Below are 25,783 nucleotides of genomic sequence, written 5' to 3'. Positions count from 1 at the left end.
TCTTCCTGTTTTTGTCGTTCTTATATGCAGAACGCTTATTCTTTCTGTAAGAACATTCTAAATAGCGAAAACTCCCCGTGTCAACACGGGGAAAGTACGGGCGCGGCGCGTTATTGCGGCGCCAGCGCGCGGCAATCGTCGGCCAGCTCCAGCGGGCAACCGGTAAGCGATTGCAGGACGTCGAAGCCCAGGCCCGCGACCATCGCCCGCACCCGCATGCCTCCCGGCAACACGTCGATGATCGCCAGATCCGTGTAGAGGCGGTCGACGACGCCCGCGCCGGTTAGCGGATAGGTGCACTCGCGCACGATCTTCGGCTGGCCGTCCTTGGTGACGTGCTCCATCGTGATGTAAACCTGGCGGGCGCCTGCGACGAGGTCCATGGCGCCGCCCACCGCCGGGATCGTGTCCGGCGCGCCCGTGTCCCAGTTGGCCAGGTCGCCCTTTTCGGATACCTGGAATGCGCCCAGCACGGTCAGGTCCAGATGCCCGCCGCGCATCATGGCGAACGAGACGACGTGGTCCGTGATGGACGCCCCCGGCAGCAGCGTGACCGCTTCCTTGCTGGCGTTGATCAGGTCCAGGTCCAGCGGCGCGCCGGGATCGCCCGGACCCATGCCCACGATGCCGTTCTCGGTATGCAGGATCACGTCGCGCCCGGGCGGCAGGAAGCCGGACACCAGCGTCGGGATGCCGATGCCCAGGTTGACGTAGGCGCCGTCCTCGATGTCGGCGGCGACCAGGCGCGCGATGTCGCGCCGGCTGAGTTTTTCATAGGCCATGCGCGTCTCCCACCTTCACCACCCGTTTGACGAAAATACCCGGCGTCATGACGTGCTCGGGCGGAATGCCGCCCAGCTCCACGATCTCGTCCACCTGCGCCACTGTCGTGGCGGCGGCCATGCACATCACCGGCGCGAAGTTGCGGCCGGCGTAGCGGTACACCAGGTTGCCCCAACGGTCCGCGGTGCGCGCCTTGACGAAGGCGTAGTCGCCCTTGAGCGGCGACTCCAGCACATACCCGACGCCATCGATGACGCGGGTCTCTTTGCCGCGCGCCAGCGGCGTGCCGAAGGCGGTGGGCGTGAAGAACGGGCCCAGGCCCGCCCCGGCCGCGCGCATGCGCTCGGCCATCGTGCCCTGCGGCACGCATTCGAGTTCGACCTTGCCCGAGCGATACGCGTCGGCGAATTCGGCGGCGTTCGGATTCTTGCGATCGGACGAGCGGGCGAACGAGCAGATCATCTTGCGCACCCGCCCGGCCTGCACCAGCTCGCTCAGGCCGCGCCTGCCGTTGCCGGCATTGTTGTTGACGATGGTCAGGTCGCGCGCGCCCTGGTCCAGCAGCGCGCAGACCAGTTCGGTCGGCACGCCCGAGGCGCCGAATCCGCCGATGAGGATCACCGCGCCGTCGCGCACGTCCGCCACAGCGGCCGCCAGGGAATCGACTGTCTTGTCCAGCATGCAATGCTCTCCTGCTAGGGAAACGGTGGACTCAGCGCGTGGCCGGCCCGCCCAGAATGGCCGTCGACTGGCTGGACAGCGTCCCGCCGTTGCCATGCACCAGCGCAATGTCGGCCCCCCGCACCTGGCGGTCGCCTGCCTGCGCCCGCAGTTGGCGCACGGCCTCGATCACCAGGAAGATGCCGTACATGCCCGGATGCACGCACGACAGGCCGCCGCCGTTGGTGTTGACCGGCAGCCGACCGCCCGGCGCAATGCCGCCGCCCTGCACGAACGCGCCGCCCTCGCCCTTCCTGCAGAATCCCAGATCCTCCAGGAACAGCAGCGTGTTGATCGTGAAGGCGTCGTACACCTCGGCCACGTCCACGTCGCCCACGCCCACGCCCGCCATGGCGAGCGCGCGCTTGCCCGACTCGGCGGCCGCCGTGACGGTCAGGTCCTCCATGGACGAGATCTGCCGGTTCCACACGGCCGTCGCGCTGCCCAGCACGTAGACGGGCGGCTGCTTCAGTTGGCGCGCGCGATCCGCGCGCACCATTACGTACGCGCCGCCACCATCGGTGACCAGGCAGCAGTCGCGCACGGTCAGCGGGTCCGACACCGGGCGGGAGGCCAGCACGTCTTCGATCGACAGCGGATCTCGCATGGCGGCCTCGGGGTTGAGCCGGGCCCACGCCCGCGCGGCCACCGCCACCTCGGCAAGCTGTTCGCGCGTCGTGCCGTACTGGTGCATGTGCCGGGCGGCGGCCAGCGCATAGGAGGTCACGGGCTGCAGCGGGGAATAGGGATGTTCGAATGGCTGCGGATCAAGCAGCGTGCGCGCCTTCACGCCTTCCTTGCGGCCGAACACCGCCGTCTTCTGCGTGCTGCCGTAGCACACGAGCACCGCATTGCATTGCCCCGACATCAGGGCCATCACCGACGGCAGCAGATGCGAGACAAAGCTGGACCCGCCCAGCATCGTGGCTTCGATGTAACGAGGCCTGATGCCCAGGTACTCGGCCACGGGCATGCTCCACATCGTGGCCGACGAGCTGCACGTGGCCAGGCCGTCGATGTCGCGCATCGTGAGTCCGGCGTCCGCCACCGCCCGCAACGCGGCCTGCGCCAGGACTTCCATTTCGGTATAGCCGTGGGCTTCGCCCAGGCCCGCGTGCCCCACTCCAGCGATGGCGACTTGCCCGCGCAACGATTCCAGCGACATCATGCTTCCTCCGCGGGCACGAACACCACCTGCGCCTGGTCCGCGTCGCGCACGACGCGCGCCCGCACCGGCATGCCGATCCTCAGGCCGTCCGGCGCGACGCCGTCGATGCGGCTCATCATGCGAACGCCCTCTTCCAGGTCGACCAGCGCGACGTTGTAGTCGCCGCCGGCTTCGGGCTTGCGCCGCACGATGCTGAACGAATAGACCGTGCCGGCGCCGGAAGGGTCCGTCCACGCCAGGTCCGCCGCGCCGCAGTGCATGCACAGCACGCGCGGATAGAACTGATGCGCGCCGCAGCCGGCGCAGCGCTGGATCTGGAAGCGGCCTTCGGCCAGCTTCGAAAAGTACTGCTCCTGCGGTCCGCGCGCGGCGGACCCTGCCTGTTCCAACTGCATGCCTTGTCTCCTGATTCTTTTCCCGAGGGGCGCGACATCCGCCGCAGCCCCTTTCCGTCACAAATCCGCGAAGCTCTGCCCGTTCGCCACCAGCCTTTCCAGCAGCGGCGCGGGCCGCCAGAGCTCGCCGTGCTCGGCGTGGAAGCGCCGTATCGTCGCCAGCACCTCAGGCAAGCCTTGCTGGTCGGCATAGAACAGCGGCCCGCCCCGATGCACGGGAAAGCCGTAGCCGTTGACGTAGATCACATCGATGTCCGACGCGCGGCGGGCGATGCCCTCTTCCAGAATGCGGGCGCCCTCGTTGACCAGGGCATACATCGTGCGCTGCACGATTTCCTCGTCCGAGACCGTCCTGCGTTGGATGCCATCTTCCCGGGCGCAGGTTTCAATCAGCGCCAGCACTTGAGGATCTTCGACCGGGGTCCGGCTGCCGGCCTCGTAGCGGTAGAAGCCGCTGCCCGTCTTCTGGCCGAAGCGCCCCAGTTCGCACAGGCTGTCCGCCACGCGCGAATAACGCACGTGAGCCGGCCGGGTAGGCGCCATGCGCTTGCGGAACGCCCAACTGATGTCCAGCCCCGCCATGTCGGCCATGCGCAGCGGTCCCATCGCCAGCCCGAAGCGTTGCAGCGCGCCGTCCACCTGGGACGGCGTGGCGCCTTCCTCCAGCAGGAAATGCGCCTCACGGGTGTAGGGGCTGACCATGCGGTTGCCTACGAACCCATCGCATACGCCAACCAGCACCGGCAGCTTGCCCATTGCGCGCGCCAGCTTGAACACCGCCGCAACCACGTTGCCGCCGGTCTCCCGGCCCTTGACGACTTCCAGCAGGCGCATGACGTTCGCGGGGCTGAAGAAGTGCATGCCCAATACCTGGGAGGGGCGGCCGGTGAAACCGGCGATCTCGTCTATGTCCAGGCGCGAGGTGTTCGACGCCAGGATGGAGCCGGGCTTGCAGATCCGGCCCAGCGACTCGAATATCTGGCGCTTGACCGCCATATCCTCGAAGGCGGCTTCGATCACCAGGTCGGCTTCTCGAAGATCGCCCATGTCCACGCTGCGCCGGATGCGCGCCTCGCGCGCCTCGACCTGCGCCGGGCTGAGCTTGCCCTTGGCTGCGGTGGCGGCGTAGTTCTTGCGGATTTGCGACCACCCGCGCTCGAGCGCCTGCGCGTCGCGTTCTATCAGCACGACGTCCAACCCGGCATTGGCCAGGCTCATGGCGATGCCACCGCCCATCGTGCCGGCGCCGATCACGCCGACGGTGGCGATCGATGTCGCCGCCCGCCATTCGGCTGGCAGTTTGACCGCGGCGCGCTCGGCAAAGAACAGATGACGCTGCGCCTTGGACTGGCTGCCATTGACCAATTCAAGAAAACGTTCACGTTCGAAGGCAAGGCCGTCGTTCAGCGTGGCGCGCAGGGCGAACTCCACGCAATCCGCGCAGACCTGCGGCGCCAGGCAACCGCGGTAGCGCCGCGCGGCCTCTTGCCGAGCCTGCTCGAAAACGCCCGGCTCCGCGGGAGCGGTCACCTGACGCGCTCCCACCCTGCGCGCCGCCAGCGGCGCGTCAGCGACGGCCAGCGCATAGGCTGCCGCGCGCTGGCGCAGATCGTCGTCGTACACCTCGTCGACCAGCCCGCATTCCGACGCCGCGTCGGCGTCGACCGCGTCGCCCCCGCAGATCATCGCCAGCGCCCGCTCGACACCGACCAGGCGCGGCAGCCGCTGCGTGCCGCCGGCGCCGGGCAGCACGCCCAGCTTTACCTCGGGCAGGCCCAGCGATGCGCCCGCCAGCGCCACGCGATAGTGGCAGCCCAGCGCCAGCTCCAGGCCGCCGCCCAGCGCCGCGCCATGGATCGCCGCCACCACGGGCTTGTCGGCGTCTTCGATCAGCGCGATGACAGACCGCAGCGTGGGCTCGCGCGTCGACATCGGCGTATTGAACTCGCGAATTTCGGCGCCGCAGCAGAAGAATTGCCCGTCGCCCGCCAGCACCAGCGCGCCCACCGCGTCGTCGGCCAGCGCGGCCTGGATCGCCGCGTGCAGTTCCTGTCGCAGGTCGGCGCTGAGGCTGTTGACCGGGGGATTGCGCAGCGACAGCAGCGCGATCCGGCCTGATTCCAACCGTTCCGTATGGATCAGCATGGCGGCCTTACTCCAGTTCAACCACGACCTGCCCTTCGTCCACCTCGTCGCCCTCGCCGACCAGCACGCGCGCCACGATGCCCGCGCGTTCGGCCTCCACGGGGATTTCCATCTTCATCGACTCCACCTTGGCGACGCTGTCGCCGACTTCGACGCGCTGGCCGGGACGGACGGTGACGGCGACCACACGGCCTACGACGGGGGTTTCCACTTTGAACATTGCCTTCTCCTTGTAGTTGTCAGATTGGTCCGGCCGCCCGCCTACGCGGCCTGCGCCGCGACGCGCGCTTCCTGCAGAATGCGATCCGCCATGCCGGTGCTGACCTGGCCGGCGCGGAACGCCGGGTCGTCCAACACCCGCAGCACGAAAGGAATATTGGTCTTGACGCCGTCGACCCGGAACTGCGCCAGCGACGCCGCCAGAAGATCCAGGGCCGCTTCGCGCGTCGCCGCGTGGGCGATCACCTTGGCCAGCATCGGGTCGTAATGGCTGGACACCCGGCACCCCTCGGCATAGCCCGTTTCGATGCGCACGCCGGGCAACGCCGGCGGCGCGAACGCCCGCAGCACACCGGGCGACGGCAGGAAACGCACGGGATCCTCGGCGTAGACGCGCGCCTCCACGGCATGTCCGTTCAGGGGAGGCACGCGCGGCAGCACGTCTTCCATCCGCTCGCCCGCAGCAAGCCTCAGCTGCGCCGCCACCAGGTCAACGCCGGTCACTTCTTCCGTGACGGCGTGCTCCACCTGCAGGCGCGTATTGATCTCCAGGAAGGAAAAGCCGGACTCCGGTGTGTACAGCATCTCCACGGTGCCGATCACGTCGTATCCCATGCCCGCCAGCATCGATTCCAGCCGGGTGCCCATGTCTTGCAGCGCGGCGCGGTCCAGCGCGGGAGCTGGCGCCTCTTCCAGGACTTTCTGGTGCCGGCGCTGCGTGGAGCAATCGCGTTCGTACAGGCAGCGCACCTGGCCGTGGCGGTCCGCCAGGAACTGGAATTCGACGTGGCGCGGATTGCGCAGCAGCTTCTCCAGATAAAGGTCGGACCCGCCGAAGCTGCGTTCGGAGATCTGCCGGGCCCGCGCCCATTGGGCTTCAGCGTCCTCGGGGCCGTCCAGCGCAAGCATGCCGATGCCGCCGCCCCCCGACGCGGGTTTGATCAGCACCGGGTAGCCCAATTCCTGCGCCGCCTGGCGCAGCGCGGCCAGGTCGTCTCTCAGGACGGCGCTGCTGGGCGCCATCGGCATGCCCAGCGCTCGCATCGCGTCGCGCGCCTGGGTCTTGTGGCCCAGCATGCGGATCCAGCGCGGCGACGGGCCAACGAAGACCATGCCGGCCGTTTCCACCGCTTCCGCGAAATCCGCGTTCTCGGAAAGGAACCCGTAGCCCGGATGCAGGGCGTCTGCGCCGGTCTCGCGCGCGACGCGCAGCAAGGTTTCCCGGTTCAGGTAGCTTTGCGCCGCGGGCGCCGGCCCGATCGGAACCGCCACGTCCGCTTCGCGCACGTGCGGCAGATCCTGGTCTGCCTCGGAATAGACCGCGACCGACTCGATGCCCAGGCCGCGCAGCGCGCGGATGACCCGGCGGGCAACGGCGCCCCGGTTGGCCACAATGACACGTTTCATGGTGTGCTCCAGGCTGGCCATCACGGGCGGTAGCCGAAGGCGCGCGGGCCGGGTTCGCGCAGCGGCGCGACCAGTTCCACGAACTCCTCCAGCACCCGGCGGGTTGCGGCGGGGTCGATGATGTCTTCCACGACGAAGGCTTCGGCGCTGCGGAACGGAGAAGTCAGGCTGCGCACGCGCGCCTCGATCTCGCGCGTCTTGGCTTCGGGATCCTCGGCGGCCTCGATCTCGGCCTTGTAGGCGACTTCCAGTCCGCCTTCCACCGGCAGCGAGCCCCACTGGGCTGAAGGCCACGCATAGCGGAAGTTGAAGCGGCCCGCGCTCTGGTGGCCGCCGGCCGCCACGCCGAAGGCCTTGCGCACGATGATCGAGCACCACGGCACGGTGGACTGCGCCACGGCCGTCAGGGCGCGCACGCCATAGCGCATGGCGCCGGCCTTCTCGGCATTCAGCCCGATCTGGAATCCCGGCACGTCGACCAGGTTCACCACCGGCAGATGGAAGGTTTCGGCAAGATCCAGCAGTCGGGTGAATTTTTCGGCGGCGGGGCCGTCCCAGCCCCCACCGTAGTGATAGGGATCGCTGGCGAACACCGCCACCGGCCAGCCGTCGATCCGGGCCAGGCCCGTGATCACCGCGCGGCCCCAGCGCTTGCCGATCTCCATGAAGGAGTCCTCGTCGACCAGCGCCTGCACGATCGGCCGCATCTTGTACACGGCGCGCGTGTCGGCCGGGATGGCGCCGCGCAGCCAGTCCTGCGCGCCTGCCTTGCCCGGCTGCGCCGCGCGGGGCGGCAGCTCGTGCACCGAGCGCGGCAGATACGAGAGGAAGCGCCTGGCCATGGCGAACGCGGCCTCTTCGGAATCGGCCTCGTCGTCCACCACGCCGTTGCGGGTGTGGATGTCGCTGCCGCCCAGTTCGTTCTTGTCCAGGTTCTGGCCGATGCGGGCGACGACGGGCGGCCCCGCGATGAAGAGCTGCGACGTGTCGCGCACCATGACCGAATAATGGCTGGCCGCGACGCGCGCCGCGCCCAGCCCTGCCACCGAACCCAGCGCCAGAGACACGACGGGCACGGTCGCCAGGTTCTGCGCCATCAGCGGCCACATGCGCAGCTTGGGCAGCAGCGTGTGCCCCTTGATCTCGATGCTGCGCACCGATCCCCCGCCGCCCGTGCCGTCCACCAGCCGAAGCAGCGGCAACCGCAGGTCCTGCGCCATGCGCTCGGCCTCGACCAGCTTGTCGCCGACGGCGCCGTCGTTCGCGCCGCCGCGCACGGTGAAGTCGTCGGCGGCGACGACCACCGGCCGGCCCTGTACCTTGGCCCGGCCGATCAGCAGGTTCGACGGCGTGAAATCCGTCAACCGGCCTTCGGCGTCGTACTCGCCGCTGCCCGCCAGCGCACCCACCTCCCGGAAGGATTCCGGGTCGACCATCCGGTCGATGCGCTCGCGCACCGGCAGCTTGCCGGCTTCGCGATGCCGGCGCACCTTCGCCTCGCCCCCCATGCGCGCGGCCCACTCCTTGCGCAACGCCAATTCCTGCAGTTCTTTTTCCCAGGACACCTTGTGCTCCTTGCTGCCAGTTGCCATCGCGGCCTGCGCCGCCGGTTCAGTCGATCTTGATGTTTGCGCGCTTGATGAGCGTCTCGTTCTGCTTGAGCTCATCCGCGATCTTTTGGCGGAATGCCTGCGGCGTCTGTGTCGACGGATTGCCCTGCATCGCCAGCCGCGCCCGCACCGCGGGGTCCTTGGCCGCCTCGGCGATCTCCCGGTTCAAGCGTTCGACCACCGCCGGCGGCGTGCCCGCCGGCGCAAAGACGCCAACCCAGAAGGAAATGTCGAAGTCCGGATAGCCCAATTCGGCCACGGCCGGAACGTCCGGCAGGTCATGCCAGCGCTGCGCGGTGGACACGGCAAGCGCCTTGAGCTTGCCGGCCTTGATGAGCGGCACGCCCGACAGCGTGTCGAATCCGAAGTCGACCTCTTTGGACATCAGTCCGGCTTCCATCGGCGCCGCGCCGCGGTACGGCACGTGCAGCATCTGGACGTTGGACATGGTGGCAAGCTGCGCGCCCGCCAGGTGCATGAGGTTGCCGTTGCCGGCGGACCCGTAGCTGACCGTGTTGGGATTGCGTCTGGCCAGTTCCACCAGCGACTTGACGTCGCTGACGCCCGCCACGCGCGGGTTTTCGGCGTTGATGGTCAGGATGAACGGTACGGAGACCACGGTGGTCACCGGCGCGAAGTCCTTCAGCGGGTCGTACTGCAGGTCCTTGTAGAGCAAGGGGTTGACGGTGATCGAACTGGAATTGCTGACCAGGATGGTGTAGCCGTCAGGCTTGGCCTGCGCCACCATGCGCGCCGCGATCATGCCGTTGGCGCCGGTCTTGTTTTCCACGACGAACGATTGCCCCATGCGCGTGGACAGCGCGTCGCCGATGATGCGCGCCACGGTGTCGATCGTGCTGCCGGGGCTGAAGCCCACGACGAACTTCACCGGCGCGTTGGGAAAGTCCGCGGCGCCCGCGGCCAGGGGTAGCGTCGAGAACCAGGCGAACGCGCCCGTTGCCAGCCATTTTCTAACTGCCATGATGTGTCTCCTCCGTGATGGTCCCGCGCCGCGCGCTGCATTGGCGCGTGGCTGCGGGCAAGTTGGTGTCTACTGCGCTGCGACGGCGCCGGAAGCCTTGACGGCCTGGCCCCACTTCTCCTCTTCCTGCTGCATGAATGCGGCGAACGCCTGCGGCGTGCTGTTGACCACTTCGCCGCCCAGGCCCTCGATGCGCGCCTGCATGTCGGGCGTAGCGACGATCTTCGACACGTCTTCGTAGATGCGTTGCGCCTGTTCCTTCGGCATGGCGGCGGGCGCCAGCAGGCCGAACCACGTTGCGGCCTCGAATCCCGGCATGCCCGCTTCGGCGAACGTCGGCACGTCACGCAGCGCCTGCACCCGCTTGCCGTTGGCCACGGCCAGGGCGCGCAGCTTGCCGGACTGGATCAGCGGCAACGCCGACGTGATGGTGGCCAGCATCATCTGCACCTGTCCGCCCGCCAGGTCGGTGAACGCGGGCGAGTCGCCGCGGTACGGCACGTGCGTGATGGACGATTGCGTGGCGATCTTGAAGAGCTCACCGCTCAAGTGCTGCGCCGTGCCGTTGCCCGGAGACGCGAAGTTCACCGACCCGCCGTTCTGCTTCAGGTAGGCCAGGAATTCCGGCAGCGTGTTGGCCGGGATGGAAGGATTGATCACCAGCACCAACGGCACCTTGGTGACCAGCGTGATGGGCGCAAAGTCCTTGACGGGGTCGTAGTTCAGCTTGCTGTACAGATGCCCGCTGATGGTGTGCGCGGACGTGGTCATGAACAGCGTGTAGCCGTCGCCACGCGCGCGGGCCACGGTGCTGGCGCCGATGGTCGTGCCGGCGCCAGCACGGTTTTCGACGATGACTGTCTGGCCCCACGCCTGCGTCAGGCGTTCGGCCACGGCGCGCGCGACCACGTCGGTGGCGCCCCCGGCCGGGTACGGCACGATCATCGACACGGGCTTGGAAGGATAGGTATCGGCGTGCGCCGTTCCCGCGATCAGCGCCGCGGCACAAGCCAGCGCGCGCAGCCATTTGCGTTGCATGGGTAGGTCTCCTCTTGTCATCGATTGAAGGTTTGCTTTATTCTTATCGTTCCAATAGACAGAACGCTTATTCTATTTTATATTTTTTCAAACCGAGACTGTCAACGAATAAATGCGTGGCGGCCCTGCGCGGCCGGCGTACAGATACCCATCAAGAGAGGAAAGGCAATTCATGTCCGAATCATCGGAAACCCTTAAATCCATGCTGATTGGCGGCGAATGGATCGCGCAAGGCGACGCCGCGTTCGAGTCCGTCAACCCCGCCACCGGCGCCCGCAATTACCTGATCAGCGCCGCGTCCGACGCACAGGTGGACCAGGCGGTGCAAGTTGCCTGGCAGGCGCAGCGCCAACCAGCATGGCGCGACATGCTGCCCCATCAACGCGCCGCGATCCTGCGCCGCATCGCGGATGGCATGGACCAGAACGCCGCCCTGCTCGCGCGCCTGCAGATGATCGAAAACGGCAAGGTCTGGGCGGAATGCAAGGCGCAGGTCGCCAGCGCCGCGGCCACTTTCCGCTACTACGCCGGCGTTTGCGAAACCCTGGGCGCCGAAGTCACGCCGCCGCGCGGCAACTATCTGTCCATGACGCACTACGATCCGTACGGCGTGGTCGTGGCGATCACGCCGTGGAACTCGCCGTTGACGATGGAGGCGCAGAAGGTCGCGCCGGCGCTCGCGGCCGGCAACGCCGTCATCCTGAAGCCTTCCGAAGTCACCTCGTCGCCCGCGCTGGAATTGGGCCGCATCGCACTGGAAGCCGGCCTGCCGCCGGGCATCCTGAACGTGGTGACGGGCCTGGGGTCCACCGTGGGCCGGCGTCTGGTGGAACATCCCGGCGTGCGCATGGTGTCCTTCACCGGCGGCACGGCAAGCGGCCGCGCCATCGCGCATGCCGCCGCGGAAAAGCTGATGCCCGTGGCTCTGGAACTTGGCGGCAAGTCGCCTCACATCGTGTTTGCGGACGCAGACCAGGACGCCGCGATCGAAGGCGTCATCGGCGGCATCTTCGAAGGCAGCGGGCAATCCTGCGTAGCGGGCTCGCGGCTGTACGTCCAGCGCAGCATCGCCGAGTCCTTCATCGACAAGCTCGTGGCGCGCGCAGGCCGCCTGAAGGTGGACATGCCCGACGCCGATGGCGCGCAGATGGGCCCCATCGCGTCGTTCGGCCACCGCGAAAAAATCGAAGGCATGGTCGAGTCGGCACGCCGCGAAGGCGCGCACGTGCTGCTGGGCGGCGAACGGCCCGAAGGCGACGCCCTGTCTGCGGGCGCGTTCTACCGCCCCACCATCCTGGGCGGCCTGGCGCGGGACGCGCACGTCGTGCGCGAGGAAATCTTCGGTCCGGTGCTGTGCGCGCTGGTCTTCGACGACGAGGACGACCTGGTCGAGCAGGCCAACGACAGCGCCTACGGCCTGGCATCCGGCATCTGGACGGCGGACTATCGCCGCGCCTGGCGCGTCGCCAAGCGCCTGGAAGCGGGCAGCGTGTGGATCAACACCTACAAGCAGCTTTCCATTTCCACGCCTTTCGGCGGCTTCAAGCAAAGCGGCATCGGCCGCGAAAAGGGCGTGAGCGGGCTACGCCTGTACCAGCAATCCAAGGGAATCTATTTCGGCATGTAGGCCGGCCGCTTTCCTGAAGACCATTCAAGGCCGCGCTGGCGGCCGTCCCAATCTATTTTCGGAGACTATCCTCATGCCTGAATTTCAACGAGCCGGCTTCATCGGCCTGGGCGTCATGGGCGAACCCATCTGCCGCAACCTGGCCGCCAAGGGCGGGCTGCCCGTGCTGGGCTGCGACAACGATCCCGCTCCCCTGCAGCGCCTTGCCGCGCACGGCGTCGCCACGGCGACGGCGGCGCAGATCATGCGCGACTGCGACGTGGTGTTCCTGTCCCTGCCGTCTGGTGAAGTCGTGGCGCAGCTGGCGCGCGCCGCCGACGGCCTGCTGGCCAACGCGCGCAGCGGCCAGTTGATCGTCGACCTGAGCACTTCGCCCGTGGACGTAACGCGCGAGCTGGCTGGCGAATTCGCCGCCAAGGGGGCGACCTTCATCGACGCTCCCGTGGCCCGCACACGCGCCGCAGCCGAGGCCGGCACCCTGTCGGTCATGATCGGCGGCGACGCGCAGGTCTTTGCCCGCGTGAAGCCGCTGGTCTCCACCTTCGCCAACGAAATCACCCACTGTGGCCCCGTCGGCAGCGGCCAGGTCGTGAAGATCCTGAACAATATGGTGCTGTTCGAGACCGTGGTGGCGCTGTCCGAGGCCCGCGCGATCGCGCGCCGCTCCGGCGTCGATCCGCAGGTCCTGCTCGAGACCTTCACACGCGGTTCGGCGGACAGCTTCGCGTTGCGCAACCACGGCTTAAAGGCTATTCTGCCCGCAGACTTTCCCGAAAAAGCCTTCCCTGTGGACTACGCCCGCAAAGACCTGCGCTACGCGCTGGCGCTGGCAGACCAGACCGGCGTAGAGGCGCTGGGAGCCCGCAACGTAGACCACTGGTTCGACGCGGCGCTCGCCCAAGGGCACGGCAACCGCTATTTCCCGGTCATCAGCCGGGTGATCGATCCGGAGTCGGGAACCACCGCGTAATCACCCCCCTATCATTCCAATGAGTCGTACCCCTACTCAGGACAATTCCACCGACGGCGTCGCCGCCGTCGAACGCGCCCTGACCATCGTCGGGGCCGTCGCGCAACGCACCGATCCCATCACGCTTGCCGATCTTTCCCGGGCCACGGGGTTTTACAAGAGCACGCTCTTGCGGCTCATCGCTTCGCTTGAAAAGGCCGCCCTGGTGGTGCGCCGCGCCGACGGGCGCTACGCGCTCGGGCCTTACGCCCATCACCTCGGACGCGCCTACGAAGCCACCTACCGCCTGACCGAAACCATTCTTCCGCTGCTGCAGGGCCTCGTCGACAAGGGCACCGAAAGCGCGTCCTTCCACGTCTACAACGACGCGCAGACGCGCGTGTGCCTGTTGCGGGTGGATTCGCACCATTCCACGCTGGACCGCATCCGCGTCGGCGACCTGCTGCCGCTGGACAAGGGTGCGGCGGGCAAGCTGCTGACAGCCTATATGGTGGACGGCCAGTCGCCTGCGCAGGCCGGCCTGATGCTCACGTCCATGGGCGAACGCGATCCCAACTGTGCTGCGGTGGCCAGCCCGGTCTTCGGCCCCGATGGCGACCTCTGTGGCGCCATATCCCTGTCGGGCCCCAAAGAACGCTACTCGCCGGCCGCCGTCAAGAAAATGGGCAAGCTGGTGCAGGACGCCGCAGCCGAAGCCACCCGCGCGCTGGGCGGCCGCTGGCCGTCAGGCAAATAACAGGAAAGGCGGCGTACGCTGTGGGCTTCCGAACGCCGGACGAGCCCATGCAAAGCAGACGCGATTTTCTCCGCAACAGCGCCGCCCTGGCGGGCGCCAGCAGCGCGCTCGCGCTGTTTCCGGCGGCCATCCGCCGCGCACTGGCCATTCCCGCCAACCAGCGCACCGGCACGATCCGCGATGTCGAGCACATCGTCATCTTCATGCAGGAAAACCGCTCGTTCGACCATTATTTCGGCGGACTGGCGGGCGTGCGCGGCTTCGGGGACCGCTTCCCGATTCCGGTTCCTGATAGCCCCGATGCCCGCAACCGCACGGTCTGGGCGCAGTACAACGACAAGCCCGACGAAGGCGCGCCGCGCACCGTGCTGCCATACCGCCTGGATACGCGCGAGGCCTACGAGGCCATCCGCGTGGCCAGCACCCCGCACACGTGGTCGAACGCGCAGGACGCTTGGGACGCCGGCCGCATGGGCAACTGGCCGGCCGCCAAGAAGAACCATTCCATGGCGTACTACGCGGAAGACGACCTGCCCTTCCAGTACGCGATGGCGCGCGCCTTCACTGTGTGCGATGCCTATCACTGCTCGTTCACCGGCGGCACCAACACCAACCGGCTGTTCCTCTGGACCGGCACCAACGACGGTCTGGCGCGGGGCAACGGGCCGGCGCTGGGCAACGTCTACAACAAGCTGACCGGCGGCGACCCTGCCGGCGCCTATACCTGGACCACCTATCCGGAACGGCTGGAGCGCGCGGGCGTGAGCTGGCGCATCTACCAGAACATGGCGGACAACTATTCGCTCAACCCCACCGCCGGATTCAAGGCCTATCGCGACGCCTATCTGGGCCTGCCCGGGTCGATGGCGGCGTTGAAGGAAAAGGCCCTGACGACGCGCGACCTGGACCTGCTGCGCCAGGACGTGCTGGACGGCACGCTGCCGCAGGTGTCGTGGATCTGCGCCACCCGCGCCGGATCCGAGCACCCCAGTCCGTCCAGCCCGGCGCAGGGCGCGGACTACACGGCCCGCGTGCTGGACGCCCTGACCGCGAATCCCGAGGTCTGGAGCAAGACGGTCCTGCTGCTGATGTTCGACGAGAACGACGGATTCTTCGACCACATGCCGCCCCCCGCGCCGCCTTCGCGCAACGCCCAGGGCGAATATGCCGGCGCCTCCACGGTGGACACCCGTGGCGAATACCACGGCCACGTCACCGGCGTGGAAAAGGACGACACGCCGGCCCACCTCAACGGCGTCTACGGGCTTGGCCCGCGCGTGCCCATGTACGTCCTGTCGCCCTGGACGAAGGGCGGCTGGGTCAATTCCCAGGTGTTCGACCACACGTCGGTGCTGCGCTTCGTCGCGCGTCGTTTCGGCGTGGCCGAGCCGAATATCTCGCCCTGGCGCCAGGCCGTGTGCGGGGACCTGATGTCGGTCTTCGATTTTGCGTCGCCCGACGACCAGGATCGGCTGCACGCCCTGCCCGCCACCGCCGAGCGCGCGGCGCGGGCCGCCGCGCTGCCAGGCACCGTCAAGCCGCCGGCGCCGACGTCCGCGGCGCTGGCGCAGCAACAGCCGGGCGCCCGGCCATCGCGCGCGCTGCCGTATGCGTTGCACACCGACGCCAGTGTCCAGGATGACCGCGTGTCCCTGCGCTTCTCCAACGTTGGGGCCGCCGGCGCGGTGCTGCACGTCTACGACCGGCTGGACCTGGAAAGCGGCCCGCGCCGCTATACCGTGGAGGCAGGCAAATCGCTGCAGGATTCGTGGCGCGCTGCGCACGACGGCCGCTACGACCTGTGGATCATCGGCCCGAACGGCTTTCACCGGCACTGCGCCGGACGCATCCGGCCGACCGGACCAGCGCTGGAGGTCTCGTGCCGTTACGAAGGCAGCACACTACGGGTGTCGCTGCATAATCCGGACGCCCGGCCCCGCGCTTGCCGCATCGCTCCGAATGCCTACGACTACCCGCGCGAATCCAGCCTGACGCTGGCCCCGGGCGAAAGACTCGAGCTGGCGTGGGACATGTCCCGCAGCGGCGGCTGGTACGACGTCAGCGTGCACGACCCGGACGACCCGTTCTTGCTGCGCCGGCAGGCCGGCCGCATCGAGACGGGTTCGCACTCAACCTCGGACCCCGCGATGGGACCGGAACTGATACTTCAATGGACGCCCCAACCGTGAAGCCTCCCGCCCCCTACGACACCGCAGTGACCTTCCAGTTCGGCGATTCTCCCGAGCTTGCCGACGCCCTGCTCGCCCTGGTGCTTGCGGGCGCCAAGACCGCCACCTGCGGCGCGCTGCGCGACTACGACGACGACGACCCCGCGCCCGCGGCGGGCCGGCAAGATGTGGTGCTGGACGGCCGGGGACGGCCGGCCTGCGTCATCGAAACCGAAAGCGTCCTCATCCAGCGCTTTGACCAGGTGGACGAGGCGTTCGCGCTGGCCGAAGGAGAAGGCCCCTATGAAGAATGGCGCGACGCGCATATTGCGTACTTCGAACGCAACGGCGGATACGCCCCGGACATGATGCTGGTGTGCGAGCGGTTTCGTTTGATCCACGTCTTCGATCGCGACGAGTAAAGCCCGGCGCCGCCGCATGACGCGCACGCGCACCAGGCATGAAAAACGCCGGCCCCTTGCGGTGGCCGGCGTTTTTGTGGGCGGAATGCCAGGAGCGGCTCAGGCCGCTTCGGCGCCCTTGCCCAAGCCCAGATAGCTTTCGATGACCTTGGGGTCGCCGGCCAGTTCACGGGCGGGGCCATGCAGGATGACTTCGCCGGTTTCCAGCACGTAGCCGTAGTCGGCCACCTGCAGCGCGGCGCGCGCGTTCTGCTCGACCAGCAGGATCGCCACGCCGGTCTCGCGCAGGCGAGCGATGATGTGGAAGATCTCGCGCACGATGCGCGGCGCGAGGCCCAGGCTGGGTTCGTCCAGCATCAGCAGATTGGGCTTGGCCATGAGCGCGCGGCCCACGGCCAGCATCTGCCGTTCGCCGCCGGAAAGGGTGCCGGCCTGCTGGGCGCGCCGTTCGCGCAGCCGCGGGAACAGGTCGAACACTTCATTCAGCGTGTCGCGCCAGCCGCTTTCTCGGGCGCGGTAGCGCCGAAAGCCGCCCAGCAGCAGGTTGTCTTCCACGGACATGCTGCCAAAGAGCTCGCGGCGCTCGGGCACCAGCGACATGCCGGCACCAACACGGCGTTCCACCAGCCAGCCCGACACGTCGCTGCCGGCGTACTGGACCGTGCCAGCTGCGTGGCCGGTCTGGGGCAGAGAACCCATGATGGCGTTCAGCATCGTGGACTTGCCGGCGCCGTTGGCGCCGATGACCGTGACGATGCTGCCAGCCGGCACGGTGAGCGTGGCGCCGACCAGCGCGCCCACCTTGCCGTAGCGGGCGGACAGGTTGGTGACTTCGAGGACGGGAAAATTCGTTGCGCTCATCACACGCCTCCTGCGGGCACGGGCTTGGCCTGGTCCGCTTCGGGCAGGTCGTCGTCGATGCCGCCCAGGTAGGCTTCCAGCACCGCCGGGTTCTTTTGCACGTCGGCCGGCACGCCTTCGGCCAGCTTGGTGCCGAAATCCATCACCACGAGGTGGTTGGTCAGGCGCATCACAAAATCCATATCATGTTCGACGAGCAGGATGCTCATGCCCTCGGCGCGCAACTGTTCCAGCACGCGCGCCAGATCCTGCTTTTCCTTGTAGCGCAGGCCGGCGGCCGGTTCGTCCAGCAGCAACAGGACCGGATCGCAGGCCAGCGCCCGCGCAATTTCCAGGATGCGCTGCTGACCAAGGGCCAGGTTGCCCGCCTGTTCGTACAAATATTCGCCCAGGCCCACGCGCTTGAGCTGCTGCGCGGCTTCGTGCAGCAGTTGGGCCTCGCGAGCCCGATCCGAATGCAGGGCGCCGGCCAGCACGCCCACGTCCGAACGCATGTGTGCGCCCAGCGCCACGTTCTCCAGCACGGTCATGCCCGGCAGCAGCTGGACGTGCTGGAACGTGCGGCCCACGCCCATCTTGGCGATTTCGCGCGCCGAGCGGTTGTCGATGCGCTCGCCCATGAACGTGACCTGGCCACGCGTCACCGGCAGCACGCCGCTGATCAGGTTGAAGGTGGTGCTCTTGCCGGCGCCGTTGGGACCGATGAGGCCCATGATCTCGCCGGAGCTGACCTTGAAGGTGATGTCGTTGACGGCGACCAGGCCGCCGAATTCCTTGCGGATGGCGTCCACTTTCAGCACGACCTGCCCGGCCTGCGGGCGCTCGCGCGCGGGCAGCGCCGGGGCCGACGCGGGCGGCGCCAGGCTGCGACGCGAACCGTCCGCGCCCGTGATGCTGCCCCACCATCCCGCCAGGATCGGCCACAGGCCGTTGCGGGCGTATTGCAGCATCAGGATCAGCAGCACGCCGAAGACGATCATCTCGAAGTTGGCGTTGGTGTCCAGCAACCGGGGCAGCAGGTTCTGCAGTTGATCCTTCAGCACCAGGATCACGCTGGAGCCCAGCAGGGCGCCCCAGACGTAGCCCGCGCCGCCAACCACCGCCATGAACAGGTATTCGATGCCGTAGTTCAGGCCGAACGGACTGGGGCTGACAGCGCGCTGCATGTGGGCATACAGCCAGCCCGACACGCAAGCCAGCAGCGCGGCCCACACGAAGATCACGATCTTGTAGGCGGCGGTGTTGACGCCCATGGACTCGGCCATGCCCGCCCCGCTCTTCAGCGCGCGGATGGCGCGGCCGGGACGCGAGTTGAGCAGGTTGCGCGTGGCCCAGAGCGCCAGCAGCACGCATACCCAGATCAGGTAATAGATGTGGCGGCCGCTGGCCAGCGAGATGCCGAAGATGCTGATGGGCTCGATGCCGGCGATGCCGTCATGCTTGCCCAGCCAGTCGATGTTGCCGAACAGGTAGTACAGCGACAGGCCCCAGGCGATGGTGCCCAGCGGCAGGTAGTGGCCCGACAGGCGCAGCGTGATCGCGCCCAGCAAGTAGGCAACGACAGCGGTCAGCACCAGGCCGGCGGGCAGCGCCAGCCAGGGCGATACGTCGTATTGCGTCGTGAGGTAGGCGGTGGTGTAGGCGCCCAGGCCGACGAACGCGGCCTGGCCGAACGACGTCAGGCCGCCGACGCCGGTCAGCAGCACCAGCCCGAGCACGACCAGGCTCGCAAGCCCGATGTAGTTGAGTTGCGTCACCCAGAATTCGGGCGTCGCCGACACCAGCGGCAGGCCCGCCAGAACGACGAGAAACACGGCAAGCAGAATGCGGTTCATGGCTTTATTCCTCTTCGTCCGCGTGATGGGTGCTGAACGAACGCCAGACCAGAACCGGGATGATCAGGGTGAAGACGATCACTTCCTTGTAGGCGCTGGCCCAGAACGACGAGAAGGATTCCAGCACGCCGACGAGCAGCGAGCCCGCCGCCGCGATGGGATAGCTGGCCAGTCCGCCGATGATGGCGCCGACGAAGCCCTTCAGGCCGATGAGGAAGCCGGTGTCGTAATAGACCGTGGTGATCGGAGCGATCAGCATGCCGGACATCGCGCCGATGCCCACGGCCAGCGTGAACGTCAGGGAACCCGACATGTTGGTGCTGATGCCCACCAGCCGCGCGCCGCGGCGGTTGACGGCGGTGGCGCGCAGCGCGCGGCCATACAGCGTCTTGCCGAAGAACAGCCACAGGGCAATGATGAGCAGCGCGCAGGTCGCGACGACGAACAGGCTTTGCGCCGACCACGTCATGAATCCCAGATCCACCTGCCCGCTCACGAAAGCGGGCGTGCGCCAGCCTTCCGCGCCGAAGAACACAAGCGCCAGGCCCATCAGCGCGAAGTGCACCGCGACCGAAACGATCAGCAGCACCAGCACGGTGGCTTCGGCCAGGGGCTGGTAGACGATGCGATAGACCATCGGCCCCATCGGCACGACCAGGAACAGCGTGAGCAGCATGTTCAGCCACAGCGAGTTCTCTGCGGCGGTGTAGCTTTTGGTCAGCCAGAACAGCGCCAGCGGCAGGATCACGCAGGTGGCGATGGTTTTCGGCAGGCCCGCGGCGCTACGGGTGCGCAGGGCGCGCAGCAGCTCGAGCGCCAGGCAGACCAGGCCCAGCAGCGGCAAGAGATAAGCGGTGCCCGGCACTTTGCCGTCCACCAGCATGGCCAGGGTCAGGGCGCCGAACGCCACGAACTCGCCCTGGGGAATGAAAATGACGCGCGTAACGGCGAAAACCAGCACCAGAGCCATGCCCAGCAGGGCATAGATAGCGCCGTTGACGACACCGTCTTGCAGCAGGATCAGCGCAATTGATGAATCCATCTAACAACTACCTTGTGGTTTCTTGGTGTTCCGGCCCCACCCGGAACACTGATACGACACACCGGCCGGAGAGGCCGGTGCGAAGTACTGCCGGGAGCACACGGCGGGCGGATTACCGCCCCCCGCGCTGCGAGCGCCCGCGAATCGGGCGGCCCGCGATCAGGCGATCCAGGGGTATTACAGGCCGGGCTGGTAGACCCACTTGCCGTTTTCCACCTTGACGATGACGCGCGAGCGTTCGTCAAAGCCGGCGTGGTCCGTGGGCGACATGTTGAACACGCCTTGCGACACGGCCAGATCCTTCACGCCTTCCAGCGCATCGCGCATGGCGACGCGGAATTCCGGCGTGCCAGGCTTGGCGCCCGACTTGAGCGCCACGGGCAGTGCGGCGACGACCAGTTGGCCGGCATCCCACATGTGGCCGCCGAACGTGTTGGTCGAACCGGCGCCGTTGGCCTTTTCATAGGCTTCGACGTAGGCCAGGGCCGACTTTTTGACCGGGTTGCTGTCGGGCAGTTGCGCGGCGACCAGCAGCGGACCGGCCGGCAGCAGCATGCCGTCGCAGTCCTTGCCGCAGACGCGCAGCACGTCGTTGTTGGCGGCGCCGTGGGTCTGGTAGATGGTGCCGCCGTAGTTGCGCGCCTTCAGTTCCTTTTGCGGCAGCGCGGACGGAGTGCCGGCGCCGGCGATCAGGATCGCGTCGGGCTTGGCGCCGACCAGCTTGAGCACCTGGCCCGTCACGCTGGTGTCGGTGCGGCCGTATTTTTCGACGGCGACGATCTCGATGCCCTTGGCCTTGGCGGCCTTCTGCATCACGTCGAGCCAGCCGTCGCCGTAGGCGTCGGCAAAGCCGATGAAGCCCAGGGTCTTGACCTTGGACTTTGCCATGGCGTCAGCCAGGGCGCCGGCCATCAGCGCATCGTTCTGGGGCGTCTTGAAAACCCAACGGCGCTTGTCGTCCACGGGTTCGACGATCTTGGCGCTGGCGGCCACGCTGATCATCGGCACCTTGGCTTCGGCGGCCACGTCCACCATGGCCAGCGAGCCCGGGGTGATGGACGTGCCGATCAGCACGTCGACCTTGTCGTCGGAAGCCAGCTTGCGCGAGTTCTTCACAGCCTGCGTCGTGTCGGTGGCGTCGTCCAGGACGATCCATTCGATCTTCTGGCCGGCGACTTCCTTGGGCAGCAGCGCCACCGTGTTGCGCTCGGGGATACCCAGCGAAGCGGCGGGACCGGTGCTGGCCACCGTGACGCCAACCTTGACCTGTGCGCTCGCCAGAAGCGGCAGAGTCAGGGCTACAGCGGCGGCGGCCGCGGACAAGCCGAAGTGCTTGCGCATATTTTTGTCTCCTGTGGTGGCTCTTATGTGCCTCGAACGAGGCGAAGCGAGCCTGTTTAAAGTTATACAGAAAAAAATATTATATGGTTAAAACAGTATCAGATGACCTAGCGCAACTACGGTAATTCCCTGATGTGCTACGGAAACCACCATTTTGGCGAACGCGTTTGTTAATGGCGAACTTGTACTTGAAAGGGTTGCGGGCGTCAGTTGGGGGATTCCCTTGGAGCGGCCGGGGTCTTTATGACAGCGCCGGCGCCTTCACGACATTCAGCGGCCCAGCATCGGCCACACGCGCTCCACCCGCGACGCCACCCAGGCGGCCAGCACGGCCTTGACCAGGTCGCCCGGCAGGAACACCGCCACGGCGGCGGCAGCCTTGCCGATATCCATTTTGGCCACCGCGGCCAGCCACGGCACGCCGAAGGCATACACCACGGCGATGCCGCCGACGACGCAGGCCACGACATAGCCCGCCAATCCCATCCAGGTGCGCGACGTCCGGGCCGCCAAGCGGCGAGCCAGCCAGCCCGTCACCAGGGCGCCGGCCACCATGCCGATCAGGAAACCACCCGTAGGTCCGAAGAACGCGCCCAGCCCTCCCCGGCCGCCGGGCAGGACCGGCAGGCCGACGGCCGCGAGCGCCAGGTACAACAGGCACGCCAACGCGCCACGGACGGGTCCCAGCATCGCGCCGGCCAGCATGACCCCCAGCGTCTGCAAGGTGATGGGCACGGGAATGCCGGGCATCGGGATCGGCGGCATCAGGCTCAGGACGACGATCAGCGCCGCGAACAGCGCGATCAGCACGGTATTGCTGGATTTCATGGTGTTGCCCCTAAGATTGACGGACACGGCGTCCCGTCTTCAGAAACTACGCGCATCGATCGCTTCGGCCACTTCCTGGGCGCGCTTCAAGGTCAGCACGATCAGCGGCACGATCAAGGCGACCGGATTCGCGCCCAGTCCGCGCGCGGCCTGCGCCTCGCGGATTTCCTGGAAGTTTCGCCAGATCTCGGGCACGAAACGCAGCGCCAGCGCCAGCGCCAACGCCACCTTTTCGGCGTCCACGAGGCCAGTGCGCTCGAACGGCCGCAATGCGCTTTCACAGACACCGATCAGGTCCGAGGTGCGGGTGGCCAGCGTGACGGCCAGCGCCAGTCCGACCATCGCCGCCACGCGCAGCACGACGGCCAGCGCCTCGACCGGCCCCAGGAACCAGCCCGTGAACAGGGCCATGGCCAACAGCACCCACAATAGCCCTCGCACCTGGCGCCACACGGCTGCCGCGGCGACTCCCGTGGACCACACAAACCCCGCAGCGATTGCGCAGGCAAGCGCCAGCCAGGCCGGATCGCGCAGCATGAACAGCCCCGCGCCCGCCGCCATCAGCGCCAGCAATTTGACCCACGCCGGCAGGCGATGCAGCGGCGTGGCGCCCGCGACGTACAGGGGCTCCATCATCCGCAGTGTTCCCGATACCAGCGCAAGGCCGGCCCCGGCACATCGTCGGCAGCGATCGCGCCGTCGCGCACGACCAGCACGCGGTCGAAGTCTTCCAGCAGGTCCAGGTCGTGGCTGACGACGATGGCGTCGTGAGGCAGTCCCGCGATGGCGGCGAGCACGCGGTTGCGGTTGCGCAAGTCCAGTTGCGTGGTTGGCTCGTCGAAAACGATCAGCGCGGGCTCCATGACCAGCACCGCCGCCAGCGCCACCAATTGGCGCTCGCCCCCGGACAGGGTGTGGCTGCTGCGGTCGGCCAAATGGCCCACGCCCAGACTGTCCAGACCGGATTCGATACGGGCTTCGCGCTGCTGTTTGTCCGGCGCTAGGCGCTTGAGCCCGAAGGCCAGGTCTTCGCGCACGATGGGAAAGACGATCTGGTTTTCCGGATTCTGGAAGACGAAGCCGACCCGCCCCCGCACGGCCTTCAGGTCCTGGCGCGTGTCCAGTCCGTCCACCCGCACTGTCCCCGACGACGGCATCACCAGCCCGTTGATCAGGCGCGCCAGCGTGCTCTTGCCGGCCCCATTTGGGCCGACGATGCCGATGCGGCGTTCGGCCAGGGTCACGCTCACCCCGCGCAACACTTCTGCCTGGGGCGTGGACACTACCGCCTGGTCAAACTCGATTAACATGGGGCGGGATTATGCCCGAACCATTTCGGGCATCGCGACTCCAAGAGCTCATATGGAAAAAGTACGCAAAACCGACGCCGAATGGCGCGCCCAGCTTTCCCCGGAAGAATACGTGGTCACCCGCCAAAAGGGTACCGAACGCGCGTTCACGGGCCGCTACTGGGATACTTTCACGCCGGGCATCTACCGCTGCGTGGGCTGTGGCACGGCGCTGTTCGCATCCGACACCAAATTCGACGCCGGCTGCGGCTGGCCCAGCTACTTCCAGGCGCTGGACCCGGAACTGGTGCGCGAAGAACGCGACACCACCCACGGCATGGTGCGCACGGAAGTGCTGTGCAACGTCTGCGACGCGCACCTGGGCCACGTCTTCCCCGACGGCCCCGAACCCACCGGGCTGCGCTACTGCATCAATTCCCTGTCGATGACGTTTGAACCCATAGAAGACTGAATGAAGAAGTTTCTGTTCGACCTGTTTCCGCTGTTCCTGTTCTTCATCGCCTACAGGTACACGGACATCTTCATCGCGACCGGCGTCGCCATGGCCGCAGCCGTGCTTCAGATTATCTGGCTGAAGGCCACCGGCCGCGCCACCGAAGCCATGCACTGGATCAACCTGACCGTCATCCTGGTTTTCGGCGGCGCGACCATCTGGCTGCACAGCGACGTCTTCATCAAGTGGAAGCCCACGGTCCTGTACTGGATGTTCGGTGGCGCCCTGGTGTTCGCCCGCCTGTTGTTCGGCCGCAACCTGATCCGCCGCCTGATGGAAAAGCAGATCCAGTTACCGGACGCTGCGTGGGACAAGCTCAATATGGTCTGGGCCGCCTTTTTCCTGGTTGCCGGCGCACTGAACCTGTACGTGGCCTTCTCGGGACACTTCACCGAGTCGCAGTGGGTCAGCTTCAAGGCGTTCGGCCTGATGGGCCTGATGATCGTCTTCGTGATCGGACAGTCGCTGTGGCTGGGCAAGCACATCCAGACCGAGGAAAACTCTCCTGCCGGCCCGGGCACGACGCCGCCCGGCAAGCCCTGAGCCGCTCTCTCCATCCCAGGCGCGCGCCCCCGTCGCGGGGCCGGCGCGCCGGAACTTTCCCCCTGCCCCCATGTCAGAAACCACCGATCGCATTGCCCTGATCCGGGAGCGGCTCGCCGCCCTGGAACCCCTCAGCCTGGACATTCTGGACGACTCGCATTTGCATGCCGGCCACGAAGGCAGTAAAAACGGCGCCGGCCACTATCGCGTGATCATCGTAGCGCCTTGCTTTGCGGGGCTCTCGCCCGTCGCGCGACATCGGCTGGTGTATCATCATTTGCAAGATTTGATCCCTTATCCGATTCATGCGCTTGCGCTTGACGCCCAGGCTCCCAAATAGAAAGTAAAAGGATATTCATGAAACGCATCGTCATGCTGGCTGCGGCCTGCGTCATCGCCGTGCCTGCTTTTGCGCAAAACGTTGCCACCGTCAACGGCAAGGCCATTCCGCAAAAGAGCCTGGATCAATTCGTCAAGCTCCTGGTCGGCCAAGGCGCCACTGATTCGCCGCAACTGCGCGAACAGGTCAAGCAGGAAATGATCAACCGTCAGATCTTCGTGCAAGCCGCCGAATCCAGCGGCATCGCCAAGCAGGCCGACGTCCAGACCGAAATCGAACTGGCCCGCCAAGGCATCCTGGTCCGCGCGCTGATGGCCGACTACCTGGCCAAGCACCCGGTCACCGACGCCCAGGTCACCGCCGAATACGAAAAGATCAAGAAGGAACAAGCCGGCAAGATGGAATACAAGGTCCGCCACATCCTCGTCGAAGACGAGAAGACGGCGAACGACCTGCTGGGTCAGATCAAGAGCAACAAGAGCAAGTTCGACGACCTGGCCAAGAAGAACTCCAAGGACCCCGGCAGCGCCGAAAAGGGTGGCGACCTGGGTTGGGCTCCCCCGACCAACTACGTCCAGCCGTTCGCGCAGGCCGTGACCCAGCTGAAGAAGGGCCAACTGGTCGACAAGCCCGTCCAGACCCAGTTCGGCTGGCACATCATCATGGTCGACGACACCCGTCCGGTCGAATTCCCGCCGATGGACCAGGTTCGTCCGCAACTGGAAGAAATGCTGCGCCAGCAAACCCTGGCTGACTACCAGAAGCAACTGCGCGACAAGGCCAAGATCCAGTAAGGACTC

Annotated in this window: 26 protein-coding genes; 9 read left to right on the top strand and 17 right to left on the bottom strand. The window is 67.0% G+C overall.

The window, feature by feature from the left end:
- Positions 1-110 precede the first annotated feature (110 nt).
- From RT614_RS11620 to RT614_RS11575, 10 genes are all read right to left on the bottom strand, one after another.
- A complete protein-coding gene (locus RT614_RS11620) occupies positions 111-782 on the bottom strand; it encodes a 3-oxoacid CoA-transferase subunit B (protein WP_313622264.1) in 672 nt (223 codons plus the stop codon).
- The gene (locus tag RT614_RS11615) at positions 772-1,464 is read right to left on the bottom strand and encodes a 3-oxoacid CoA-transferase subunit A (RefSeq protein WP_313622263.1); all 693 of its coding nucleotides are present in this window, start codon (positions 1,462-1,464) and stop codon (positions 772-774) included. The genes RT614_RS11620 and RT614_RS11615 overlap by 11 nt, the downstream gene beginning before the upstream one ends.
- Positions 1,465-1,495: 31 nt before the next feature.
- Positions 1,496-2,668 (bottom strand): thiolase, encoded by a 1,173-nt coding sequence (locus RT614_RS11610; RefSeq protein WP_313622475.1) that lies wholly within the window; start codon positions 2,666-2,668, stop codon positions 1,496-1,498.
- Positions 2,668-3,066, bottom strand: coding sequence for a Zn-ribbon domain-containing OB-fold protein (locus RT614_RS11605; protein WP_313622262.1), 399 nt, complete (start codon positions 3,064-3,066; stop codon positions 2,668-2,670). The genes RT614_RS11610 and RT614_RS11605 overlap by 1 nt, the downstream gene beginning before the upstream one ends.
- A gap of 57 nt (positions 3,067-3,123) precedes the next feature.
- Entirely contained in the window at positions 3,124-5,211 is a 2,088-nt protein-coding gene (locus RT614_RS11600) for a 3-hydroxyacyl-CoA dehydrogenase NAD-binding domain-containing protein (protein WP_313622261.1), read from the bottom strand.
- Between the two features lie 7 nt (positions 5,212-5,218).
- Positions 5,219-5,431 carry an acetyl-CoA carboxylase biotin carboxyl carrier protein subunit gene (locus tag RT614_RS11595; protein ID WP_313622260.1) on the bottom strand — a complete coding sequence of 71 codons (213 nt, stop codon included), beginning with the start codon at positions 5,429-5,431 and terminating at the stop codon, positions 5,219-5,221.
- 41 nt (positions 5,432-5,472) lie between these two features.
- Positions 5,473-6,858, bottom strand: a complete 1,386-nt coding sequence (locus RT614_RS11590; protein WP_409558455.1) for an acetyl/propionyl/methylcrotonyl-CoA carboxylase subunit alpha — start codon at positions 6,856-6,858, stop codon at positions 5,473-5,475.
- Positions 6,858-8,402 (bottom strand): acyl-CoA carboxylase subunit beta, encoded by a 1,545-nt coding sequence (locus tag RT614_RS11585; RefSeq protein ID WP_313622258.1) that lies wholly within the window; start codon positions 8,400-8,402, stop codon positions 6,858-6,860. Before RT614_RS11585 ends, RT614_RS11590 begins: the two co-directional genes overlap by 1 nt.
- Before the next feature lie 46 nt (positions 8,403-8,448).
- The gene (locus tag RT614_RS11580; protein ID WP_313622257.1) at positions 8,449-9,429 is read right to left on the bottom strand and encodes a tripartite tricarboxylate transporter substrate binding protein; all 981 of its coding nucleotides are present in this window, start codon (positions 9,427-9,429) and stop codon (positions 8,449-8,451) included.
- Between the two features lie 69 nt (positions 9,430-9,498).
- Positions 9,499-10,467: a tripartite tricarboxylate transporter substrate binding protein gene (locus RT614_RS11575; protein WP_313622256.1), complete on the bottom strand. Its 969-nt coding sequence runs from the start codon at positions 10,465-10,467 to the stop codon at positions 9,499-9,501.
- Between the two features lie 172 nt (positions 10,468-10,639).
- Here RT614_RS11575 and RT614_RS11570 point away from each other — a divergent pair, with 172 nt between their 5' ends.
- The 5 genes from RT614_RS11570 to RT614_RS11550 all read left to right on the top strand — a co-directional run bounded on the left by RT614_RS11570 (position 10,640) and on the right by RT614_RS11550 (position 16,390).
- Positions 10,640-12,094, top strand: a complete 1,455-nt coding sequence (locus tag RT614_RS11570) for an aldehyde dehydrogenase (protein WP_409558450.1) — start codon at positions 10,640-10,642, stop codon at positions 12,092-12,094.
- A 73-nt stretch (positions 12,095-12,167) separates the two neighbouring features.
- Positions 12,168-13,064, top strand: coding sequence for an NAD(P)-dependent oxidoreductase (locus RT614_RS11565; RefSeq protein WP_313622255.1), 897 nt, complete (start codon positions 12,168-12,170; stop codon positions 13,062-13,064).
- A 19-nt stretch (positions 13,065-13,083) separates the two neighbouring features.
- Positions 13,084-13,800 (top strand): IclR family transcriptional regulator, encoded by a 717-nt coding sequence (locus RT614_RS11560; protein ID WP_313622254.1) that lies wholly within the window; start codon positions 13,084-13,086, stop codon positions 13,798-13,800.
- 47 nt (positions 13,801-13,847) lie between these two features.
- Positions 13,848-15,989 carry a phosphocholine-specific phospholipase C gene (locus RT614_RS11555; RefSeq protein WP_313622253.1) on the top strand — a complete coding sequence of 714 codons (2,142 nt, stop codon included), beginning with the start codon at positions 13,848-13,850 and terminating at the stop codon, positions 15,987-15,989.
- Positions 15,971-16,390, top strand: a complete 420-nt coding sequence (locus tag RT614_RS11550; RefSeq protein WP_313622252.1) for an ASCH domain-containing protein — start codon at positions 15,971-15,973, stop codon at positions 16,388-16,390. Before RT614_RS11555 ends, RT614_RS11550 begins: the two co-directional genes overlap by 19 nt.
- Before the next feature lie 99 nt (positions 16,391-16,489).
- On the opposite strand, the gene RT614_RS11545 is transcribed toward RT614_RS11550, so the two are convergent.
- From RT614_RS11545 to RT614_RS11515, 7 genes are all read right to left on the bottom strand, one after another.
- A complete protein-coding gene (locus RT614_RS11545; protein ID WP_313622251.1) occupies positions 16,490-17,251 on the bottom strand; it encodes an ABC transporter ATP-binding protein in 762 nt (253 codons plus the stop codon).
- Complete coding sequence (locus tag RT614_RS11540; RefSeq protein WP_313622250.1) at positions 17,251-19,086, bottom strand: branched-chain amino acid ABC transporter ATP-binding protein/permease; 1,836 nt, start codon at positions 19,084-19,086, stop codon at positions 17,251-17,253. The genes RT614_RS11545 and RT614_RS11540 overlap by 1 nt, the downstream gene beginning before the upstream one ends.
- A gap of 4 nt (positions 19,087-19,090) precedes the next feature.
- Positions 19,091-20,128 (bottom strand): branched-chain amino acid ABC transporter permease, encoded by a 1,038-nt coding sequence (locus RT614_RS11535; RefSeq protein WP_313622249.1) that lies wholly within the window; start codon positions 20,126-20,128, stop codon positions 19,091-19,093.
- Between the two features lie 177 nt (positions 20,129-20,305).
- Positions 20,306-21,469, bottom strand: coding sequence for an ABC transporter substrate-binding protein (locus RT614_RS11530; protein ID WP_313622248.1), 1,164 nt, complete (start codon positions 21,467-21,469; stop codon positions 20,306-20,308).
- 270 nt (positions 21,470-21,739) lie between these two features.
- Positions 21,740-22,297 carry a biotin transporter BioY gene (locus RT614_RS11525; RefSeq protein ID WP_313622247.1) on the bottom strand — a complete coding sequence of 186 codons (558 nt, stop codon included), beginning with the start codon at positions 22,295-22,297 and terminating at the stop codon, positions 21,740-21,742.
- Between the two features lie 39 nt (positions 22,298-22,336).
- Positions 22,337-22,933, bottom strand: coding sequence for an energy-coupling factor transporter transmembrane protein EcfT (locus RT614_RS11520; RefSeq protein ID WP_313622246.1), 597 nt, complete (start codon positions 22,931-22,933; stop codon positions 22,337-22,339).
- Positions 22,930-23,607, bottom strand: a complete 678-nt coding sequence (locus tag RT614_RS11515; RefSeq protein ID WP_313622245.1) for an ABC transporter ATP-binding protein — start codon at positions 23,605-23,607, stop codon at positions 22,930-22,932. The genes RT614_RS11520 and RT614_RS11515 overlap by 4 nt, the downstream gene beginning before the upstream one ends.
- A 52-nt stretch (positions 23,608-23,659) precedes the next feature.
- Between RT614_RS11515 and msrB the strand changes: the two genes are divergently transcribed.
- The 4 genes from msrB to RT614_RS11495 all read left to right on the top strand — a co-directional run bounded on the left by msrB (position 23,660) and on the right by RT614_RS11495 (position 25,777).
- Entirely contained in the window at positions 23,660-24,058 is a 399-nt protein-coding gene (gene msrB / locus RT614_RS11510) for a peptide-methionine (R)-S-oxide reductase MsrB (protein ID WP_313622244.1), read from the top strand.
- Entirely contained in the window at positions 24,059-24,643 is a 585-nt protein-coding gene (locus RT614_RS11505; protein WP_313622243.1) for a septation protein A, read from the top strand.
- Positions 24,644-24,713: 70 nt separating this feature from the next.
- Positions 24,714-24,983 carry a BolA family protein gene (locus tag RT614_RS11500; protein WP_313622242.1) on the top strand — a complete coding sequence of 90 codons (270 nt, stop codon included), beginning with the start codon at positions 24,714-24,716 and terminating at the stop codon, positions 24,981-24,983.
- Between the two features lie 17 nt (positions 24,984-25,000).
- Positions 25,001-25,777 (top strand): peptidylprolyl isomerase, encoded by a 777-nt coding sequence (locus RT614_RS11495; protein ID WP_313622241.1) that lies wholly within the window; start codon positions 25,001-25,003, stop codon positions 25,775-25,777.
- The last annotated feature ends 6 nt before the right edge of the window (positions 25,778-25,783 follow it).

Origin of the sequence: Achromobacter sp. (assembly GCF_032102605.1) — a bacterium.
Taxonomy (GTDB): domain Bacteria; phylum Pseudomonadota; class Gammaproteobacteria; order Burkholderiales; family Burkholderiaceae_B; genus Achromobacter.
This window is presented reverse-complemented; position numbering and strand designations above follow the sequence as displayed.

Excerpts from the sequence above, each read along its gene's own strand:
- RT614_RS11615 (WP_313622263.1), bottom strand. The coding sequence starts at position 1,464 with ATGCTGGACAAGACAGTCGATTCCCTGGCGGCCGCTGTGGCGGACGTG.
- RT614_RS11595 (WP_313622260.1), bottom strand. The coding sequence starts at position 5,431 with ATGTTCAAAGTGGAAACCCCCGTCGTAGGCCGTGTGGTCGCCGTCACC.
- RT614_RS11525 (WP_313622247.1), bottom strand. The coding sequence starts at position 22,297 with ATGAAATCCAGCAATACCGTGCTGATCGCGCTGTTCGCGGCGCTGATC.
- RT614_RS11535 (WP_313622249.1), bottom strand. The coding sequence starts at position 20,128 with ATGGATTCATCAATTGCGCTGATCCTGCTGCAAGACGGTGTCGTCAAC.
- RT614_RS11545 (WP_313622251.1), bottom strand. The coding sequence starts at position 17,251 with ATGAGCGCAACGAATTTTCCCGTCCTCGAAGTCACCAACCTGTCCGCC.
- RT614_RS11505 (WP_313622243.1), top strand. The coding sequence starts at position 24,059 with ATGAAGAAGTTTCTGTTCGACCTGTTTCCGCTGTTCCTGTTCTTCATC.
- RT614_RS11495 (WP_313622241.1), top strand. The coding sequence starts at position 25,001 with ATGAAACGCATCGTCATGCTGGCTGCGGCCTGCGTCATCGCCGTGCCT.
- RT614_RS11500 (WP_313622242.1), top strand. The coding sequence starts at position 24,714 with ATGTCAGAAACCACCGATCGCATTGCCCTGATCCGGGAGCGGCTCGCC.
- RT614_RS11555 (WP_313622253.1), top strand. The coding sequence starts at position 13,848 with ATGCAAAGCAGACGCGATTTTCTCCGCAACAGCGCCGCCCTGGCGGGC.
- RT614_RS11610 (WP_313622475.1), bottom strand. The coding sequence starts at position 2,668 with ATGTCGCTGGAATCGTTGCGCGGGCAAGTCGCCATCGCTGGAGTGGGG.
- RT614_RS11530 (WP_313622248.1), bottom strand. The coding sequence starts at position 21,469 with ATGCGCAAGCACTTCGGCTTGTCCGCGGCCGCCGCCGCTGTAGCCCTG.
- RT614_RS11600 (WP_313622261.1), bottom strand. The coding sequence starts at position 5,211 with ATGCTGATCCATACGGAACGGTTGGAATCAGGCCGGATCGCGCTGCTG.
- RT614_RS11550 (WP_313622252.1), top strand. The coding sequence starts at position 15,971 with ATGGACGCCCCAACCGTGAAGCCTCCCGCCCCCTACGACACCGCAGTG.
- RT614_RS11520 (WP_313622246.1), bottom strand. The coding sequence starts at position 22,933 with ATGATGGAGCCCCTGTACGTCGCGGGCGCCACGCCGCTGCATCGCCTG.
- RT614_RS11565 (WP_313622255.1), top strand. The coding sequence starts at position 12,168 with ATGCCTGAATTTCAACGAGCCGGCTTCATCGGCCTGGGCGTCATGGGC.
- RT614_RS11540 (WP_313622250.1), bottom strand. The coding sequence starts at position 19,086 with ATGAACCGCATTCTGCTTGCCGTGTTTCTCGTCGTTCTGGCGGGCCTG.
- RT614_RS11560 (WP_313622254.1), top strand. The coding sequence starts at position 13,084 with ATGAGTCGTACCCCTACTCAGGACAATTCCACCGACGGCGTCGCCGCC.
- msrB (WP_313622244.1), top strand. The coding sequence starts at position 23,660 with ATGGAAAAAGTACGCAAAACCGACGCCGAATGGCGCGCCCAGCTTTCC.
- RT614_RS11575 (WP_313622256.1), bottom strand. The coding sequence starts at position 10,467 with ATGCAACGCAAATGGCTGCGCGCGCTGGCTTGTGCCGCGGCGCTGATC.
- RT614_RS11580 (WP_313622257.1), bottom strand. The coding sequence starts at position 9,429 with ATGGCAGTTAGAAAATGGCTGGCAACGGGCGCGTTCGCCTGGTTCTCG.
- RT614_RS11570 (WP_409558450.1), top strand. The coding sequence starts at position 10,640 with ATGTCCGAATCATCGGAAACCCTTAAATCCATGCTGATTGGCGGCGAA.
- RT614_RS11620 (WP_313622264.1), bottom strand. The coding sequence starts at position 782 with ATGGCCTATGAAAAACTCAGCCGGCGCGACATCGCGCGCCTGGTCGCC.
- RT614_RS11590 (WP_409558455.1), bottom strand. The coding sequence starts at position 6,858 with ATGGCCAGCCTGGAGCACACCATGAAACGTGTCATTGTGGCCAACCGG.
- RT614_RS11605 (WP_313622262.1), bottom strand. The coding sequence starts at position 3,066 with ATGCAGTTGGAACAGGCAGGGTCCGCCGCGCGCGGACCGCAGGAGCAG.
- RT614_RS11515 (WP_313622245.1), bottom strand. The coding sequence starts at position 23,607 with ATGTTAATCGAGTTTGACCAGGCGGTAGTGTCCACGCCCCAGGCAGAA.